Genomic DNA, 19,394 nt, shown 5'->3' with positions numbered 1-19,394 from the left:
AATCGATATGATGCAACAAAACAACGGATTAGATAAGAAGCAACTCATTAGCCTTTTTGTGCTATCGGCAGTAATGATGGCTTTTATGTATTATTTTCAAAATAAACAGGCAGAAGAAGCTAAAATTACTGAGCAAAAAGCCAAAACAGAGCAAAAAGCAAGTTCAACTAAACCTACTGTAGCAGCTAATTTGTCTGCGCCTGTTAATGCAGCGGCTGTAAAAAATGTAACACTGAAAAATGAATTGTTAACAGTAGAGTTCTCTTCTTTAGGTGGTCAAATCTCTTCTGCAAAATTAAATAAGTATTCTGCTTATGATAAAAAATCAGACAAACATGATTTGCCACTTTATCTATTCAATAAAAATAATTCTAGTTACGGTTTTCAATTTAAAGATAAAACGGGAAAGGTTTTTAATACCAAAGATTTAGTATTTGTTCCGAATGTTGAAGGTAATTCTGTGACAATGACGGCTCAAATTTCTGGAGCCACCATTCAGTACATTTATACATTATTAGATAAATACACTATTGATTTTAATGTAAAAACGCAAGGTCTTTCTAGTTTAATAGCAGATGATAAAGCAGATTTCAATTGGAATTATTCTGTAAGAGGAATGGAAAAAGGGCGTTCTCAGGAACAAACTCATTCCGAATTTAATTATGCTTTTAATAATTATAAAGATGCAGATTATGACACCAATGGTTTTGAAGAGCCAAAAGAAACGCTTAATTGGTTAGGTGTAAAACAACAGTTTTTCACTTCTGTTATCGAAACTTCTACAGGTTTTGTTAATGCAAAAGGAACTCAAGAATCTATAAAAGAAGGAGAGTTTTTAAAGAAATTTAATTTTGACGGACAAGTAAAACTTGCGGGTAATGAATTAAATCAGAATTTTAAATGGTATTTTATGCCTTTAGATTTACCATTGCTAAAATCATACGAAGGAAAAGAATTTGATACCATTCTTCCTCTTGGTTGGAGTTTTATTGGTACATTAAATAGATGGTTCTTTGTTCCTGTTTATAATTGGCTTACAGATTGGGGAATGGCTGCTGGTTGGGTAATTTTCTTAATGACTATTGTTACCAAGTTGGTTCTTTCGCCAGTAATGTACAAACAGCACAAATTAAGTGCGATGATGAAAGTGGTGAAGCCAGAAATTGAAGAAGCAAACGAAAAATTCAAAAATGCTGACCCGCTTAAAAAGCAACAAGCTACCATGGAAATTTATAGAAAAGCCGGAATTAATCAGATGGCGGGATGTTTGCCAGCATTGGTTCAGATTCCAATTTTCTATGCATTATTCCGATTCTTCCCGAATATGATAGACCTTAGAGGAAAGAGTTTTTGGTTTGTAAAAGACCTTACTGCTTATGACGATTTAATTAAATTACCATTCAATATTCCTTTAATAGGAGAGCACTTAAGTATTTTTGCTATTGCGTGTACCATTGTTATTTTGATTTACACTATCATGACATCGGGTAATATGCAGCAGCCTCAACAAGAAGGCATGCCAAATATGAAAGTGATGATGTATATTTTCCCAGTTACATTCTTCTTCTTCTTAAATACGGCTCCTTCTGGTCTTTCTTGGTATTATTTTGTGTCGAATGCTTTAAATATTTTAATTATTTTGGCAATTAAAAATTGGATTTTAGATGAAAAGAAAATTCATGCGATGATTCAACAGAATAAAGCAAAAGGTCCAAAACCTGAAGGCAAGTTCCAAAAACGAATGAGAGAAATGATGGAGAAAGCGCAAGAGCAACAAAAATTGCAAGAATCGCAAAAAAGAAAAAAATAAACATTAGAAGCATAAAAAATCGGATAAGAATTTCTTGTCCGATTTTTTTTGTGAAATATTTTGAGTTTGTTGATGATGAATGGAGAATTTGTAGTCTATTATAATTTTTTTCCATCAACCATCAACTGTCAATCATATTCTAGTCGAAAAGATTTTCTGTGGAATTTTGTAGGGCCATATTTTTTTAAGGCTTCTCGGTGTGTTTTCGTGGCGTAGCCCATATTTTTGTTCCATCCATATTCTGGGAATTCTTCATGTAGTTGAATCATCAATTGGTCTCGATAATTTTTTGCTAAAATAGAAGCCGCAGCAATAGAAAGAATTTTAGAATCTCCTTTTATAACACATTGATGGGGTATATAATTATAAGGATGGAATTTGTTTCCGTCAACCAAAATAAGTTCAGGTCTGGTTTTTAATTGGTCTAACGCTCTGTGCATAGCATGAATACTTGCATTAAGAATGTTGTGTTGGTCTATAAACTCTGGCGAAAGCTCTGCTATGCCAAAATCAATAACATTATCTTTTATATATGAGTCTAATTCTAATCTGGTTTTGAAACTCAGTTTTTTAGAATCGTTGATTAGTTTTTGGTCGAAATTAGCATCTAAAATTACAGCAGCTGCAACAACAGGGCCACAAAGACAGCCTCTGCCTACTTCGTCGCATCCTGCTTCTATGTATTGGTTAGACCAAGACTTAATTAATGTCATTTGTTAAAGAAATTTAATATAATTTTTGAATTTAACCTTCCGTTAAAATATGTTTTTTGTAAAGTGAATGAAATCAAAGGGCAAATTTATAAAAATCTATGTATTTTATAATTTCCTGTAAAATATTGAAAGGGGTGTGTTAAAACGGATGTGTTTATCTTTAAAGGGTTAAAAAAATGAATTACCCCCTCTTGCTTGCTTGTTTTTTATAAAAAAAGGCTTAATATTTTGAGTGTGTTTGTTTTTTGCTGTTTTTGAATTGATAAAATTGCATGTTGATTATGATTAAAATCACATGAAAACAATGTATTTTAACAAATATTGAACAAAAAAAACGTTTTAAATTATTTTTAACATTTTTTTAACTAAACTATTGTTTAATTTAATAAAGTTTTGCATATTTGACCATTGAAAAATTTAATTTGATATGAAGAAACTAACAAAAAGCGTTTTAGCTGTTGTTCTTACTGCTTCTTTTACTGTGTCGTATGCACAAAAGAGCAAAATGAAGGTAGATACAGCTGGGACTAAAGAGATTGGTGAGGTGATTGTTACCGGCGCACTTGGTATTAAAAAGAAAGTTGATGCAGTAGTATCTGCGCAACAAATAGTTGGGGCTAAAGAGTTGACCGCTGCTTCAGCGCCTGATTTATTAGGAAGTTTATCTGCTAAGGTATCTGGATTGCAAATTACTCAAACAAACTCTTCTGTTAATCCAAATAACAGAATTGTATTAAGGGGGGTGAAAACCATTACGGGTGATAATCAAGCATTAATTGTAATAGATAATGTTATTTCTAATGCTAATATTTTCCAACAGTTACCACCTGAGTCAGTTGAAAGTGTGAATGTTGTAAAAGGTCTTCAAGGAGCTGCCTTGTATGGAGCTCAAGGAGTCAATGGTGTTATTATTGTAACAACTAAAAAAGGAGCTAGAGGCGAAAGGATGCAAATAACCTTTACTAATTCTACTGAGATTACAGAAGCTTATAAGTTGCCACTTTATCAAAAGAGATATGGAAAAGGAGCTGTAGATGATTCTTGGACTTCAGAATCTTTGGATGGTACTTATTATGTTCCTTGGGAAAATACATCTTGGGGACCAGCTTTTTCTAATCCTGCTATTGGAGGTAAATTTTTACCTTCGGGACTGCCGCAAAAAGATAATACATTTATTATGGAAAAATATGCTCCACTTGATGATATGTATGGTAAATTATTCTATAAAGGCGTTTTGTTTCAGAACGGTTTAAGTATTAATGCTGGTAGTCCAGATGCTTATGCTTCTTTGTCATTAAATAGACAAGATAATAGCTTTGTTATTCTTGGAGATAAAATGAAAAGAAATAGTTTTAACTTTAAAGCTGGTAAAACTTTTGGTAAGTTTCATATAGATGGCAATATCCAATATATAAATCAGGTAATTAACCAGACTGATGCTTCAAACAGTTCTATTTATTATAACTTTATACAAAATCCGACAAGTTCAAATGTTAGGCTTTTCAAGAATAGTGGAAGAGATGGCTATGGTACCTCTTATGCTACAAACCCATTTTGGTCAATTGAACATGTAAGGAGTAATAATTATTCTGACTATTTTAGTGGAATTCTTTCTTTGAAGTATGATTTTAATAAGAATATTAATATTACGTATACAGGAAATCTAGCATTAACTTCTATTAATTCTGATAGGCATAATGATGGAGATGTTCTTACTAGGAAATATGTTACGCCAGAGGTGCCATTTTTGAATGGTCAAACGGGTGCATATGCTGGATTGTCAAATGTTGATTCTAATTATTATCAAAGTTTATCTAAAAGGAGAAATTATTATGGAGATTTAATGTTAAATTTTAATTATGATTTAAGTGATGATTTGAATTTAAAATTTAACATAGGTAACAATATTCAAGATTTGCAGTATAATATAGTTTCTGTTGGAGGTGTTGGATTAGATATTCCAGGTTGGTATCATATTAAAAATGTATTGAAAGTAGACGCACCAGGAAGTGCAAACTTAGATAATTTTACTACAAATTCAAGAATAGTTTCTGCTTTTTTAAACGCAGATTTAGCTTTTAGAGATTATTTATTTTTAAATGCAACTTATAGATTTGATCAAACTTCTGTTTTTGGAACAACTGACTCGGGTACAGGGAAATTTAAAGATAAAGGTTACTCATACTATTCTGGAGGGGTGTCTTTTGTTCCTACAAAGGCTTTTAAATCACTACAAGGTGATGTATTGAATTATATGAAGATTTCAGGAAACTATACAAAAGTTGGAAACGCTTCATCTGTAAGTCCATATGCTATAAATCCTGTTATGAATATCCCAACTGGATTTCCTTTCACGGGGTTACCATCATATATAACCAATACAACTCCTACATCTAGTAGTATTACTCCTGAATTTATTTCAACTATTGAGGCTAATTTGGCACTAGGATTTTTTAATGATAGGATTACTTTGGATGGGTCTGTTTATCAAACTAGTACGGATGATTTGATTACGACTGCGACTGTGTCAAGTGGTTCCGGATTAAGTTCTTTAACTAATAATTATGGTAAGATGCGCATGAGAGGGTTTGATGTTGATTTAGGAGTTGTGCCTATTAAATCTGCTGATTTTCAGTGGAATGTGAAAGGGTCGTATGCTATGAGTAGATCAAAAATTTTGGAACTAGCTGATGGATTGAATCAAGTTGCATTATTATCTACTACTGATTATGGAGGGATAGGAATTTATGCCGTTAAAGGAGAGGATTTTGCAATGATTAAAGGAGGAAATGTTTTTCAACGTGATCCAGAAGGTAGAGTTATTGTGAGTGATAAAGGTGTTCCTTTATTTACAGGTCAATTAACAAATTTAGGAAGAACAACACCTGACTTTATTATGAATTTTTCAACATCTATAAGATATAAAGGGTTGACTTTATCTGGAGTAGCAGAATGGAGAAAAGGAGGTACATTTATTGCTCCAATTAAGAGTACTCTTGCATTTGCAGGGAATTCTGAAGATTCTGGGAATTTTGATAGATCACAAGGTTATGTAGTGCCAAATTCTGTACAATTGGTTAATGGGAGTTATGTCGTAAATACAACACCGTATTTAAATGATGCATCATATCAAGGAGCTAATTCTTATTTTGGTCCGTTTACAAGAACAATTTCAGAGTACTATGCAGTAGATGCAACTTTTTTCAAGATTAGAGAAATTTCACTTTCATATGATCTTCCTAAATCATTGTTAACAAACACATTTGTGAATTCTATTACGTTTGGTGCATATGCTAGAAACCCATTTATTCAATATGCCAAAACAAATAGAAACTTTGCTGATCCTGAAACAGCAAGTACTACTGGTAATGCTGCAGGATATGCTAATCAGACACAGTATCCAACAACTAGAGCATTTGGATTTAATATCAAAGCAACTTTTTAAAAAAAATGAAAATGAAACTACAAAAAATATCAATAGCAGCAGTTTGTGTATTATTGTCATTGAGTTCGTGTAATGAATATATGGATATCAATGAAAATCCTAACTTACCATCTGAAAGTTTGGTAGGAGCACCAAGTATTTTCCCCGGTGCAATAACAAATACATTTCGTGTTCACGCAAGAGATTTAGTTAATCTAGGAGCTTTATATACTAACTTTATTGGAACGAACTCAGCCCTATATGGTAATGGTAATGATGCTGAATTTACTATGAATCTGAATAATACTTATTATGCTACTTTGTGGGATAGTACATACAGAGGAGTTAATAATATTCAACTTGTGATAGATAAATCTGACGCTAATCCTGCTTATAAGTATTATGGAGGTATGGCTAGGATTATGAAAGTTTTTTATATGCAAACTATCGTAGATTTATATGGTGATGTTCCTTATAAAGAGGCATTTAAGATGCAAACTAATTTAAGACCCAAGTATGATAAAGATGTAGAAGTGTACAAAACTATGTTTGGCGAATTAGATCAAGCTATTTTAGCATTGAGTGACACTAATTCAAATGGTTCTATTACTGTCCCTTCCAATCAAGATGTTGTTTTTAAAGGAAATGTAAATAAATGGATTGCTTTTGCTAACGCTATTAAGTTAAGAATGGTAATTAGAATGTCTAATGTTACAGGTGATATGGCTACAGTTAGAGATCAACAAATTGCGACTTTGGTTGGTAAAACAATAATTGACGAAGATGTTACTGTAAATCCTGGATATAGCACAGCTAGCGCAGATAATATGAATCCATTTGCAAATTTATTTTACTCTAGTATTACGGGGACAACAACTCAATCGTATAGAATGGATACAGCATCAGGACATTTAGCAATTTGCCTTAATAGTAATGATAAAAATGACACGAATGCTTTTTATCAGAAATTTAATGGTGTAGTAGATGGTAGAAAAGCTAGAATGTTTACTGTAACATCGAATAGAGTAATCGGTGTTAAACAAGGTGCTAGACCGGGAGAAGCGGATATGACAGTTGAAAGACCTATCTCATCTTTTGGCCCAGGCTGGTTTACAAGCGGGACATGGGGGGTAGCTCGTGATAATGCAGTTGCTGCAGGCTCTAGAGCGGGTGCTTTAATGAGTGCAACTGAAATTAATCTTTTGAAATCTGAAGCTTCACTTAGATATCCAATTTTAAGTTATGATGGGAAAGCTACATTTGAAAAAGCTATTATTCAATCATATGCTTACTTAGGAGCTACAGGGGCTACGGAGTATATCACAAAAATTAATACTGTGAATAAGTTGGGTTGGATTGGAACTGATATTGAAAAAATAGAAGCTATAATTACTCAAAAATGGTTAGCTTTAGGTATGATAACTCCAATTCAAGTATTTTTTGATTATAATAGAACTGGTTATCCATATATTCCATTAGCAAAGACAGCTGCAAAGCCAAATAAGCCTTACAGACTTATGTATCCAACTTCTGAGTATGCAGCAAATGCAACCAATGTTCCTCAGATGACTGCAGATCAGTGTTTTGTGAAAAATGAATTCACCCCATTTTGGATTAAGTAAAGTTTAGTAATTTATATTAAAAACCATCCGATTTTCGGGTGGTTTTTTTATTTATTATCTTTGCATAAATTATTTTGAAAATGGATATTAAGCAGCATATACAAAACACAATTTCAGAAATTCTTAAAAACAATTATCAAATTGAGAATCTTACCTTAGAAGTTCAACAAAACAAAACAGATTTCGAAGGAGATTTTACGGTCGTAATTTTTCCTTTGGTGAAACTGGCAAAGAAAAGCCCAGATGTTTTGGGCAATGAACTTGGTGAAGAATTGAAAAAACAAAACGTAGTAGAAGCATACAATGTAGTAAAAGGTTTTTTGAATTTATCTGTAAATAATGAAGCTTTTATTCAAAATTTTAAAGAAATAGTTGCTCAATTCGAGGTTAAAGAAAATAAAAACCAAACGGTAATGGTAGAATATTCTTCTCCTAATACCAACAAACCATTACACCTTGGGCACATTAGAAATAATTTATTAGGCTTTTCAGTGGCTCAAATTCTAAAAGAAGCTGGCTATAATGTGGTGAAAACTCAAATCATCAACGATAGAGGAATCCACATTTGCAAATCTATGCTCGCTTGGGAAAAATTTGGAAACGGAGAAACTCCAGAAACCTCTGGCTTAAAAGGAGATAAACTAGTTGGTAATTATTATGTAGAATTCGATAAAAATTATAAATCTCAAATTTCAGAACTTAAAGAACAAGGTTTAGACGAAGAAACTGCAAAAAAACAAGCGCCAATAATTTTAGAAGCTCAAAAAATGCTCTTAGATTGGGAACAAAACAAACCTGAAGTGAGAGAACTTTGGGAGAAAATGAACGCTTGGGTTTATGCAGGTTTTAATGAAACTTATAAAAGATTAGGTGTAGATTTCGACCAAGTTCAATACGAAAGCAATACTTATCTTTTAGGAAAAGACATCATCGAAGAAGGTCTAGCAAAAGGTGTTTTTTTCAAAAAAGAAGACAATTCGGTTTGGATAGACTTAACGGAAGATGGTCTCGACCAAAAACTGGTTCTTCGTGGCGATGGAACTTCGGTTTACATGACACAAGATTTAGGAACTGCTGTAGAACGTTTCAAGCAAAATGATATTCAAAAACTGATTTATACCGTTGGAAACGAACAAGATTATCACTTCCAAGTATTGTTTTTAATCCTGAAAAAGTTAGGTTTCGATTGGGCAAATCAACTCTATCACCTTTCTTACGGAATGGTAGAGTTGCCAGAAGGAAAAATGAAATCTCGTGAAGGAACAGTGGTTGACGCTGATGATTTAATGCAAGAAATGTACGTTACCGCAAAAGAAAAATCTGAAGAATTAGGAAAACTAGAAGGTTTGTCTGGCGAAGAAAAAGAAAAATCTTACGAAATTGTAGGCTTAGGAGCGCTGAAATATTTTATGCTGAAAGTAGATCCTAAAAAGAAAATGCTTTTCAACCCTGCAGAAAGTATCGATTTCAATGGAAATACAGGGCCTTTTATTCAATATACTTATGCCAGAATTCAATCTTTATTGAATAGAGCGAATTTTACAGAAGGAGATTTTGGAAATTATCAACCAAATGATTCTGAAAAAGAATTAATCATGCAATTGTCTAATTTTAAGGAAGTTGTAGAAAAAGCGGCAGAAACTTTAAGTCCGGCACAAGTTGCCAATTACGTTTACGATTTGGTAAAGTCATATAATTCTTTCTACCAAAATAATCCTGTGATGACGTTGGAAGACGAAAATGCAAAACAATTTAAACTTCAAATCTCTGATTTAACCGCGAAAACCATCAAAAAAGCTTTAAATCTTCTAGGAATTGGGGTTGTAAATAGAATGTAAAATGATTTTAGATTTTTCTGAAAATATCAATATAAAATCACTTTTTCCAAAAAATGAGTTTGAGGAAAAAGTGATTTCCTTTTTGCAAGAATGGTTTTCAAGTTCTGAGACAGTTTCTGTGCAAACTTCTGGTTCTACAGGTACGCCAAAAATTTTTCAAATTGAGAAATCTAAAATGCTCAATTCTGCAAAAATGACTTGTGATTTTCTGGGCTTAAAAGAGGGAGATATTGCTTTACTTTGTTTGCCAGTTCAATATATTTCTGGGAAAATGATGCTGGTAAGAGCCATTGAAAGAAAACTGAAAATAATTATAGTAGCACCCTCGCTAGAACCATTATTATTTTTAAAAAATAAAGCAGACAATGTCTGTTTTTGTGCAATGACACCTTTGCAAGTTCAAAATTCTTTGGATAATATTCACCTTATCAAAAATCTTATCATTGGTGGAGCGGCAGTTTCTGAAAATTTAAAATCTCAATTAACATCTAGCATCCAGCATTCAGCATCAAACAAAATTTACGAGACTTACGGAATGAGCGAAACGCTTTCTCACATTGCTTTGAAACAAATTGCGCCCGTTCAGGAAGAATATTTTACGGTTTTTGAAAACGTTGAAATTTCAGTTGACGAAAGAAATTGTTTGAAAATATCAGCTCCAAAACTCAATACAGAAGTTTTACAAACCAATGATATAGTTGAGATAAAGCATTTCATGAACTCCGTTCGTAAACCTTCGGTTTATGCTCAATGTGACAATAAACAATTCAAATTTTTAGGAAGATTTGATAATGTGATTAATTCTGGTGGAGTGAAAATCTTTGCCGAAGAATTAGAAAATTTAGTTAAAAAACATATTTCCCAAGATTTAGTTTTTATAGGGAAACCAGACGAGATTTTAGGAGAGAAATTGGTTTTGGTAATTGAAGATGCTTCGACTCCGCTCAGCATGACAGAAATCAAATTTCAAATTTCAAATATTAAATTTAAAATTAAGTTTCACATTCCGAAAGAAATCTTATTTTTAGAGAAATTTCCTAGAGCCGAAAATGGAAAGGTTTTGAGGAAAGAAATTTTGAAAATTATTTAGTTAATGAAAAATTTCCAGCATGAACTTTCTTTCAAAACTTCCCGAAGTAGCGGAAGTGGCGGACAAAACGTAAACAAAGTAGAAACTTCTGTAACGGTTTTATGGAAGGTAGAGGATTCTATGGTTTTTACAGATTTGGAGAAAGAAAGAATTGCTTTGAAATTGAAAAATAGAATCAATGTGGAAGGAATTCTTCAGTTGACGGTTTCGGAGAGCAGAACTCAACTGCAAAATAAAAAGATTGCTACCGGAAAAATTCAGGAATTGGTGAATAAATCTTTGATAGTTCCCAAGAAAAGAATAGCTACGAAACCAAGCAAAGCCAAAGTAGAAAAACGCTTAGAAAGCAAAAAGAAACTCTCTGAAAAGAAAGAAAATAGAAAATTTAGGTTTTAAAAAATTTTAAAAATTGGTTCCGTAGGAATCAAAAATTTGTAGAAATTTTAAGTAACGTTTAGTACAAAGCTCCGTAGGAGCGATACAAATATAGAAATATGAAAAAATCTCTCTTCAGAATTATCAATAGATTCAACAAAAAATTCTTACCAAAATACAGTCATCTAGACCCAACGAAATTAACCAAATTTCAAAAAGGAGTTTTGGCTTTTCGATATTATGTGCTAATTAATTCTTTGGATTGAAATTCCCCTTCTTTCAGAAGGGGTGGCAAAAATTTTAAAAATTTTTGACGGGGTAGTCAATAAAAGTGAATCAAAAATCGAAAGTGAACTCTAGCCCCGATTGAACGGTCTGTTTGAGCTCTTTTTTCTGAGTTATTATTGTTTCGATTTTTTGGAAAAGTTCAATAGATTGCTTCTTCGTTCATTCTTCACTCATCGCAATGACAGAAAAAAAGCGAGTAGTGAAAGCGGGGCTTTAATTGAAAAATAAGTACAAATGTCTTGCTCCTAAAAACTTCTGGCTTCCAGCTTCTAACTTCCTGCAAAAATCTTATCTTTGCAAAAATTCTTATTATAATGAGCAATAAACCGATTACCGAATTTATAGAAAAATATTATTTGCATTTTAATGCTGCTGCTTTGGTAGATGCTGCAAAAGGTTATGTAGCGCACCTAAAAGATGGTGGTAAAATGATGATAACGCTTGCTGGAGCAATGTCAACCGCAGAAATGGGTAAAATTTTAGCAGATATGATTCGCGAGGACAAAGTAGATATTATTTCTTGTACTGGAGCGAATTTAGAAGAAGATTTAATGAATTTGGTAGCGCATTCTCACTACGAAAGAGTACCTCATTACAGAGATCTTACGCCTCAAGAAGAGTGGGATTTGCTAGAAAGAGGATTGAATAGAGTTACTGATACTTGTATCCCAGAAGAAGAAGCATTTAGAAGATTGCAGAAACATATTTTTGAAATTTGGAAAGATGCTGATTCTAAAGGAGAAAGATATTTTCCGCACGAGTATATGTATAAAATGATTCTTTCTGGAGTTCTAGAACAATATCACGAAATACCAAGAGAAAATTCTTGGATGATTGCTGCTGCGGAGAAAAATTTGCCAATTATAGTACCAGGTTGGGAAGATTCTACAATGGGTAATATTTTTGCGTCTTATTGTATTAAAGGAGATTTGAAAGCTTCTACCATGAAATCTGGAATTGAATATATGATGTATTTAGCAGATTGGTATCCAAAAAATTGCGCAGGAAAAGGAGTTGGTTTCTTCCAAATTGGAGGTGGAATTGCAGGAGATTTCCCAATTTGTGTGGTGCCAATGTTGTATCAAGATATGGAAATGCACGATATTCCTTTCTGGAGTTATTTCTGTCAGATTTCAGATTCTACCACTTCTTACGGTTCTTATTCTGGAGCAGTACCTAATGAAAAAATTACTTGGGGGAAATTAGATATTACGACACCTAAATTTATTGTGGAGAGTGACGCTACCATTTGTGCGCCATTAATGTTTAAATATATTTTAGAAAATTCTTAAAAATTGCTGGATGAAGGATGTTTGATGCTAGATGCAAGTTAAAATACAAACGCTCAAATTATTTTGGGCGTTTTTTATGATTGAGAATCATGATTTAAATAAAAGCTATAAATACTTCAAAAAAGGTTTTACTTTTTGGATTTGCCTTAAATAATTTTTTTGAGAAATGATAATATAAAAATTTCCTAAACTTAAAAATAGTAGAATAAGCATGTTAAGAGTAGGATTATTGTTGGGATAATTAATTATGTTGAAGTTGAGGAGTTGATATATATAATCTGAATTTGTATTTAATTTACTTATTGAATTTAAAAAAACGCCTAAGGTGCTAAGAGATAATAGGCTCCCATCTTGAAAGTAGGTAAGCTTGTAGTTTTCGTATTTTTTTATCAACTTAAAGTTTTTGTATTGTACAATTAATTGTAATATTGGGAAAAATGTAATTGTGAAAAGTATTACATTTACTATATAGTTGAACGTGATTTGGTTGAAAAATTTAGCTAGTATAAATAAGATTACAAAGAGCGTAGCAAATAATTTTAGACTTAGCTTTAATATTGTAATATTATTCTCTTTATTTATTTTTTTATTTAGTTTATTGGTGTCAACTAAATCCCAAGTTTTATCCCAAAATAAGTGAAGCTCTTCCTTCCAACCTTCTTTCACTTTCTCAAACGCTTCATCAAAACTCAAGTTTTCGTCTCTCTGCAAATCTGAAATTTGAGAAATAAAATGGTCGTTTACTTCAATAAGAATATCAATTGGAAGCTTCTTAGAAAGCAAATAATTGCGGATTTCTGTGAGTTGAGTTTCGGTTATCATAGTTTTAAATATTAAAAATAGCATTTAGGTTAAATAAATAACTCTTCATTTCTTCTTCTTGTGTGGCTTGTTGCTTTCTTCCTTTTTCTGTTAAAAGATAATATTTTCGGTCTCTTCCGTTTACAGTTTGCATTTCAGAAAAGATAATGCCTTTGTTTTCTAATTTGTGCAGAATAGGGTAAAGAGCACCTTCCGTCATCTCTAGTTCGCCTTTTGTAAGTTCTTTTGCACGTTGCGTAATTTGGTAACCATACATTTTAACTTCTTTTGCCAGAAGTTTTAGTACAATATTTTGCAAAGTGCCTTTATATAATGCGTTTTTTTTCATGAAAATTAAAAGTTAAATTAAAAATCAAAACTTTGAAAATCTTAATTTGTAATACATAACAAAATTATACATAATTTTCTTATGTATTATTAAGTTCTTTTAATTTTTATTGAAAATAATTGCAGAAAAACTTTTTTGTATCTTTGAATTTAAGAATGTTAAAAAAATGAATGACGTAAAAATAGAGTTTAGAAAGCCAATGTATCCCGTTAATCCAGATTTGATGGATTATCTGGAGAAGAACAATCGTCTCACTAATATTCGTTTTTTTTATGATGACCTTTTGCGTTTTTCAGATTATACGCCCGTTTTAGACAAAGAGGGAAAAGACACACTTTGGCTAAGTGTTTATTATCCAGAATTCGAGCATGATGAGATAGAGTCTAATCTTAACAAAATTTATACCTTATTGCATTCGGATGGAGATGTAGATGTTTTGCCTTTTCTTACGGTAGATTCTATACATTTTTGCACTTTTGGAAATTCTAAACCTTTCAGAATTAGAGTTCGTAATATTTTGAATGATAATTATACCAATTTTTACATCAAAAAGGCTGATGCTTCAAGAATTTACGGTCTAGAATTAGAAGAAATTTTGTCTCCAAATCGTATTAATTTCCTTTTGTATAAAGATACTTTAATTGAAGAACATATTTTGGGAATTCCGGGAGATGTTTTTATTGATCAACATTTAGAGCAATGTTCGCCTTTAGAAAAAGCACAAATTGCAAAAGAATTTGTGAAGTTTAACGAACGTTGTATGATTGGTTTGCTTGGAGATATGCGTTCTTACAACTATGTTATTATTCCTACTCACGATTTTGACCAAGTAGTTTACAGAATTCGTCCAATAGATTTTGACCAGCAATGCTATGAGGGAAATCTTAAAATTTATTTGCCTCAATATTTCAAAGAAAATAAGAAGATGGTAGATTTGGTTCAAGAGAAATTAAGAACCAATTCTATTGAACAGTACCGAAAAGAAGTTCGTTCTGCCATTGCAAAACGCGCAAGTAATGATAGCAGATTAGAACATTTAATTGACATAATGAAGCAAGATCATATTTCTAAACCAGAAAGTGTAGAAGAATTGAAAACAGCGCTTCAAAAGCTTACTTTTAATTCTAAATTTAAAAAATGTACTACAATGGGAGATATTTTAGAGGCAGGATTAAATTTTGTAATTAAAAATTACAGAAGTTCTAATATGAGATAAAAAATACTCCAAAATATTAAATTAAGGAGTATTTGGTTTGATTGATATGTCTATAAATAATTAAGAAGCAGTTTTGTACTTGTTGTTGGTAATATTCAATTGAATTTGTTCAAAAGCATAAAGTAATCTCTCTATATCTGTTTTTGTGTGTTCAGCAGTTGGGATAATTCTAAGCATTATTAAACCTTTAGGAATTACAGGATATACAACTATGCTTGTAAAAATTCCGTATGTTTCTCGTAAGTCTTTTACAATAAGTGTTGCTTCAATAGTTGTACCTTCTAGAAAAACGGGAGTAATGCAAGTATTAGCTTTGCCAATATTATGTCCTATTTTTTTTAATCCGTTTTGTAATAATTTTACGTTTTCCCAAAGTTTTGTTCTTAGATAAGGATTAGCTTTCATTATTTCTAACCTTTTTAGTAATCCAATAACCATTACAAGAGGAAGAGCTTTTGCAAATATTTGAGAACGAATATTATATTTTATATATTGAATCACCGATTTTTTTCCTGAGACAAAGGCTCCAAAACCTGCAAATGATTTAGTGAATGTAGAAAAATAGAGGTCTATTTCATCTTGAACATTTTGTTCTTCTCCTATTCCTCTGCCTTCTTTCCCCATCACACCAAAACCATGTGCATCGTCTACTAAAAGTCTGAATTTGTAATTTTTTTTAAGTGCAACAATTTCTTTAATTTTTCCTTGTTCACCATTCATACTAAATACACCTTCCGTTAAAACCAAGATTCCACCGCCTGTAATTTCGGTGTGTTTTTGAGCTTTTTTTAAAACTTTTTCAAGGCTCTCAATATTATTATGTTCAAAAGCATAATGTTTCCCTCTGTGAAGTCTTATTCCATCTATTGCGCACGCGTGTGATTCGCTGTCATAAATTATTACATCGTTTCTACAAAGTAAAGTATCGAGCATTGAGAACATACCTTGATAACCAAAATTTAGTAATAATGAAGATTCTTTCTGAGAAAATTCTGCCAATTCTTTTTCTAATTGTATATGATATTTTGTTTGAGCCGTCATTGCTCTAGAGCCCATAGGATAGGCTAAACCATATTTTTTGCCAGTTTCGGCATCTATTTTTCGTATTTCAGGATGATTAGCAAGACCTAAATAGTTATTCAAGCTAAAGATTAACATCTCTTTTCCTTTAAATTTCATTTTTGTGGAGATTTCCCCTTCCAATACAGGGAAAGCATATTCTCCTTCTGCATAATCTGCAAATTCGCCTAGAGGGCCAGGGTTTCTTTCAATTCTATCAAAAATATCCATGTTTAAAAATCATTTCAAGTGCAAATATAAAAATAATTCATACTATTCCGATAGGAATAGTGTTAAAATTATTTAGATTATTCTTTCTAAATTTGTAATGTGAATACAGAAAAAATTATTTTAGGAATCGACCCCGGAACCGCAGTAATGGGTTTTGGCATTATTTCTATTTTTAAAAATAAAATTAAGTTGCTGGCTATAGATGAGTTGGTGATGAAAAAAGAACCAACACACGAAATTAAACTCAAAAAAATTTTTGATAGAACTTTGGCTCTTATAGACCAATATCATCCAGACGAAGTAGCTTTAGAAGCTCCATTTTATGGTAAAAACGTACAATCTATGCTCAAATTGGGAAGAGCGCAAGGCGTAGCAATGGCAGCAAGTCTTCATCGTGAAGTTCCTATTACAGAATATTCTCCCAAAAAAGTAAAAATGGCCATTACGGGAAATGGTAATGCCAGCAAAGAACAAGTTGCAGGAATGCTTCAAAATTTGTTAAATTTAAAAGAATTTCCTACCAAATATTTAGATGCAACTGATGGTTTGGCAGTAGCTGTTTGTCATAGTTTTAATCTCGGAAAGGCAGATAAAGAAAAAAGTTATACCGGTTGGGAAAGTTTTCTAAAGCAAAATCCAGATAGAATTAAGTAAAATTTCTGTTTTCTATTTTTGTAAATTCAAATTTTAGTTGATTGTTTTTCAGTGTTTTAATTTTGTAAAATAAGTTTACAAATATTTTACTGTGTAAAACCTAATACTATTCGTAACATTGTAACGTTATTATACGACCAATCAATTAAAATATTTATGGAAAATAAAAACAACACTCCTCATAAAAGTGCTTCACAACACAAAATGAATTGGTTTCAGCAATTTTTAATGATTTGTTCTGGAGCTAATATTCACATTCTAAAAAAATCTCCCAGCGAATGGAATAAATATGCAGGAATTGGCGGAATTGTACTATTTACCGCAGTTTTTGCTACGCTTTCGGCGAGTTATGCAATGTATACGGTTTTCGAAGACGAAATAATTTCTGTAAGTTTCGGAATTCTTTGGGGATTAATGATTTTTAATTTAGACCGATACATTGTTTCGTCTATTAAAAAAACAGGAACCTTTTGGAATCAGTTTTTTATGGCAGTTCCTCGTCTTATTTTGGCTATTTTTCTAGGAATTGTAATTTCTAAACCTTTAGAATTGAAAATTTTTGAAAAAGAAGTTAATAAACAACTCAATACCATTATTCAAAGAAATAAAACGGAGCTTCAAAAAACCATGAACGGTAGAATTATGCAACAATCTGGTCCTTATGCTGAAGAAAAAGCTCAAATTCAGAAACAAATTGCCGCAAAACAAACCAGTTTTGATTCTGCAAACGTAGAATTAGAAAAAGAAATTTTGGGTACAAAAACAGGTTTAACTTCTGGGAAAGTAGGTTTTGGAAGTAATGCTAAAAGAAAATCTGAACTGAAAGAACAGCGCAGAAAAGATTTAGCAGACTATCAAAAACAAGTAGAACCTAGATTAAAATATTTGGACGAACAAATTTCTGGAGTTTATAAAAATTTACAAACCGAACAAAAAAACTCTGAACAAGCAGAGAATAAATTTAATGGTTTTGCAGCAAGATTGCAAGCTTTATCAGAACTTGGAGACACCAATAGCGTGATGGCTTTGGCAACGTTTTTCATTATGATGATGTTTATTACTTTAGAAATTTCGCCGGTTTTGGTAAAATTGATTTCTTCTGTGGGACCTTATGATTATCTTCTTGATAAAACCGAAAATGATTACCGATTGTACGCTAAAGAAAAAATAGAAAAAGGAAATGCTGGTACAGATTTTAGGATAGAAGATTTCAAAAATAATTTAGGAAAAGACTAAAATTATCACTCTACAATTGCATAAAAGTCAAAGAAATAGGGCGAAAATAATTTTCAAAAACCTGCTATAATTCACATTGCAAAAATTCTGAAAAAATGTAAATCATTGTAGCTTTGCAGCGTCTAATTTTAAACAATATAACGATGCAGAATTCTGGTAAAAGATGGTTTATAGCAATAATGGCAACATTGGTGCATTTGTGTTTAGGAACGGTTTATGCGTGGAGTTTTTTCCAAGGAAAAGTTACAGAAACTTTCGGCTGGTCTAATTCTCAAACAGCTTGGACGTTTAGTATTGCCATCTTTATGCTAGGGATTACGGCAAGTTGGGGAGGTATTAATTTACCAAAATATGGTTCTAGAAAATTAGCACTTATTGGTTCTGTTTTGTATTCTTTAGGATATATTATTTCTTATTTTGCCTTAAAAAACGAAAGTTTAATTCTACTTTATTTCGGTTACGGAATTGTTGGCGGAATTGGATTAGGTTTGGCTTATGTAACTCCTGTTGCAGTTGCATCAAAATGGTTTCCAGATAAACAAGGTTTGGTAACAGGAATGGTGGTGATGGGATTTGGCTTGGGAGCTCTTTTGATGGCAAAATTATTAGCTCCGATTTTCTTAAATTATTTCGAAAATAGTTTGCCAAAAACTTTCTTAGCAATAGGAATTATTATGTTGGTGTTTTTACCACTTTTCGCGAATTTTCTATCAATGCCAGCACAAGAGAAAACAACTGAGGTTTCAACCGAAAAAGTGAATCCTTTACCAGAAATTTTTTCTAAAAATTTTATTTTTATTTGGGTAATGTTCACATTTGCTGTAATTGCAGGAATGATTTTCATTTCTTTTCAATCGCCGCTTTTGCAAGATTTATTAAAAGCAGAAGGGCTTACAGACCAATTATCTTTGGAACATAAAGGCGCGACATTAATTGCCATGAGTGCCTTGTTCAATGGTTTGGGAAGATTTGTTTGGGGAAGTGCATCAGATAAATTGGGCAGAATTAATACATTTAGAATTTTATTAATAGTAGAAGCATTGGTATTTACAGGATTAATTTTCACTAAAAATCCGATGATGTTTTCAATAGGTGTTTGTATTGTTTTATTAAATTATGGTGGTGCTTTCGGAGTTGTTCCGTCTTTGGTAAAAGAATCTTACGGAGCAAAATTAATGGCAACAATGTATGGCGTTGCTCTAACGGCTTGGGGAGTTGGCGGAATTATTGGTCCTCAAATTACAGCTTACATGAAAGACAATTTCGGTGCCGAAGCAGGAACCAATTCTTTTATGGTTGCTTTATTCTTAATTTTAATAGGAATCTTGCTTACCTTTTTTGTGAAGAATGATAAGAAGGTAGCTTAATTTTTTTTAAATATAAATTTTCAGCATAA

Annotated in this window: 16 protein-coding genes; 12 read left to right on the top strand and 4 right to left on the bottom strand. The window is 32.0% G+C overall.

What is annotated here, in order from left to right; all coding sequences use genetic code 11:
• The first annotated feature begins 7 nt into the window (after positions 1-7).
• Positions 8-1,810 (top strand): membrane protein insertase YidC, encoded by a 1,803-nt coding sequence (gene yidC, locus QM746_RS00625; protein WP_414982442.1) that lies wholly within the window; start codon positions 8-10, stop codon positions 1,808-1,810.
• A 128-nt stretch (positions 1,811-1,938) separates the two neighbouring features.
• Here the strand turns inward: yidC and QM746_RS00620 are convergent, their stop codons facing one another.
• A complete protein-coding gene (locus QM746_RS00620) occupies positions 1,939-2,523 on the bottom strand; it encodes a ribonuclease HII (protein ID WP_414982441.1) in 585 nt (194 codons plus the stop codon).
• A gap of 427 nt (positions 2,524-2,950) precedes the next feature.
• Here QM746_RS00620 and QM746_RS00615 point away from each other — a divergent pair, with 427 nt between their 5' ends.
• From QM746_RS00615 to QM746_RS00585, 7 genes are all read left to right on the top strand, one after another.
• Positions 2,951-5,968: a SusC/RagA family TonB-linked outer membrane protein gene (locus QM746_RS00615; RefSeq protein ID WP_414982440.1), complete on the top strand. Its 3,018-nt coding sequence runs from the start codon at positions 2,951-2,953 to the stop codon at positions 5,966-5,968.
• A gap of 11 nt (positions 5,969-5,979) precedes the next feature.
• Positions 5,980-7,569: a SusD/RagB family nutrient-binding outer membrane lipoprotein gene (locus QM746_RS00610; RefSeq protein ID WP_414982439.1), complete on the top strand. Its 1,590-nt coding sequence runs from the start codon at positions 5,980-5,982 to the stop codon at positions 7,567-7,569.
• An 80-nt stretch (positions 7,570-7,649) separates the two neighbouring features.
• Positions 7,650-9,407 (top strand): arginine--tRNA ligase, encoded by a 1,758-nt coding sequence (gene argS, locus QM746_RS00605; protein ID WP_414982438.1) that lies wholly within the window; start codon positions 7,650-7,652, stop codon positions 9,405-9,407.
• 1 nt (position 9,408) lies between these two features.
• Positions 9,409-10,497 carry an AMP-binding protein gene (locus QM746_RS00600; RefSeq protein WP_414982437.1) on the top strand — a complete coding sequence of 363 codons (1,089 nt, stop codon included), beginning with the start codon at positions 9,409-9,411 and terminating at the stop codon, positions 10,495-10,497.
• Between the two features lie 3 nt (positions 10,498-10,500).
• Positions 10,501-10,893: an alternative ribosome rescue aminoacyl-tRNA hydrolase ArfB gene (gene arfB / locus QM746_RS00595; protein WP_414982436.1), complete on the top strand. Its 393-nt coding sequence runs from the start codon at positions 10,501-10,503 to the stop codon at positions 10,891-10,893.
• Between the two features lie 98 nt (positions 10,894-10,991).
• The gene (locus tag QM746_RS00590; RefSeq protein WP_414982435.1) at positions 10,992-11,138 is read left to right on the top strand and encodes a hypothetical protein; all 147 of its coding nucleotides are present in this window, start codon (positions 10,992-10,994) and stop codon (positions 11,136-11,138) included.
• Positions 11,139-11,474: 336 nt separating this feature from the next.
• On the top strand, positions 11,475-12,452 hold the full coding sequence (locus QM746_RS00585) for a deoxyhypusine synthase family protein (protein WP_414982434.1): 978 nt from the start codon (positions 11,475-11,477) through the stop codon (positions 12,450-12,452).
• A 105-nt stretch (positions 12,453-12,557) separates the two neighbouring features.
• Here QM746_RS00585 and QM746_RS00580 read toward each other — a convergent pair whose 3' ends face one another.
• Both QM746_RS00580 and QM746_RS00575 read right to left on the bottom strand, forming a co-directional pair.
• On the bottom strand, positions 12,558-13,274 hold the full coding sequence (locus QM746_RS00580; protein WP_414982433.1) for a hypothetical protein: 717 nt from the start codon (positions 13,272-13,274) through the stop codon (positions 12,558-12,560).
• Between the two features lie 4 nt (positions 13,275-13,278).
• A complete protein-coding gene (locus QM746_RS00575) occupies positions 13,279-13,602 on the bottom strand; it encodes a PadR family transcriptional regulator (protein ID WP_414982432.1) in 324 nt (107 codons plus the stop codon).
• 166 nt (positions 13,603-13,768) lie between these two features.
• On the opposite strand from QM746_RS00575, the gene QM746_RS00570 reads away from it, so the two are divergent.
• The gene (locus QM746_RS00570) at positions 13,769-14,818 is read left to right on the top strand and encodes a hypothetical protein (RefSeq protein ID WP_414982431.1); all 1,050 of its coding nucleotides are present in this window, start codon (positions 13,769-13,771) and stop codon (positions 14,816-14,818) included.
• Between the two features lie 60 nt (positions 14,819-14,878).
• On the opposite strand, the gene QM746_RS00565 is transcribed toward QM746_RS00570, so the two are convergent.
• Positions 14,879-16,108: an aminotransferase class I/II-fold pyridoxal phosphate-dependent enzyme gene (locus tag QM746_RS00565; RefSeq protein WP_414982430.1), complete on the bottom strand. Its 1,230-nt coding sequence runs from the start codon at positions 16,106-16,108 to the stop codon at positions 14,879-14,881.
• Between the two features lie 99 nt (positions 16,109-16,207).
• On the opposite strand from QM746_RS00565, the gene ruvC reads away from it, so the two are divergent.
• From ruvC to QM746_RS00550, 3 genes are all read left to right on the top strand, one after another.
• The gene (gene ruvC / locus QM746_RS00560; RefSeq protein ID WP_414982429.1) at positions 16,208-16,762 is read left to right on the top strand and encodes a crossover junction endodeoxyribonuclease RuvC; all 555 of its coding nucleotides are present in this window, start codon (positions 16,208-16,210) and stop codon (positions 16,760-16,762) included.
• A gap of 156 nt (positions 16,763-16,918) precedes the next feature.
• Positions 16,919-17,998 (top strand): DUF4407 domain-containing protein, encoded by a 1,080-nt coding sequence (locus QM746_RS00555; RefSeq protein ID WP_414982428.1) that lies wholly within the window; start codon positions 16,919-16,921, stop codon positions 17,996-17,998.
• A gap of 143 nt (positions 17,999-18,141) precedes the next feature.
• Positions 18,142-19,365, top strand: a complete 1,224-nt coding sequence (locus tag QM746_RS00550; protein ID WP_414982427.1) for an OFA family MFS transporter — start codon at positions 18,142-18,144, stop codon at positions 19,363-19,365.
• The last annotated feature ends 29 nt before the right edge of the window (positions 19,366-19,394 follow it).

The sequence above is a fragment of the Cloacibacterium sp. genome, assembly GCF_047601505.1.
GTDB lineage: Bacteria > Bacteroidota > Bacteroidia > Flavobacteriales > Weeksellaceae > Cloacibacterium.
The sequence above is the reverse complement of the archived record's forward strand: the minus strand, read 5'-3'. Positions and strand labels throughout refer to the sequence as shown.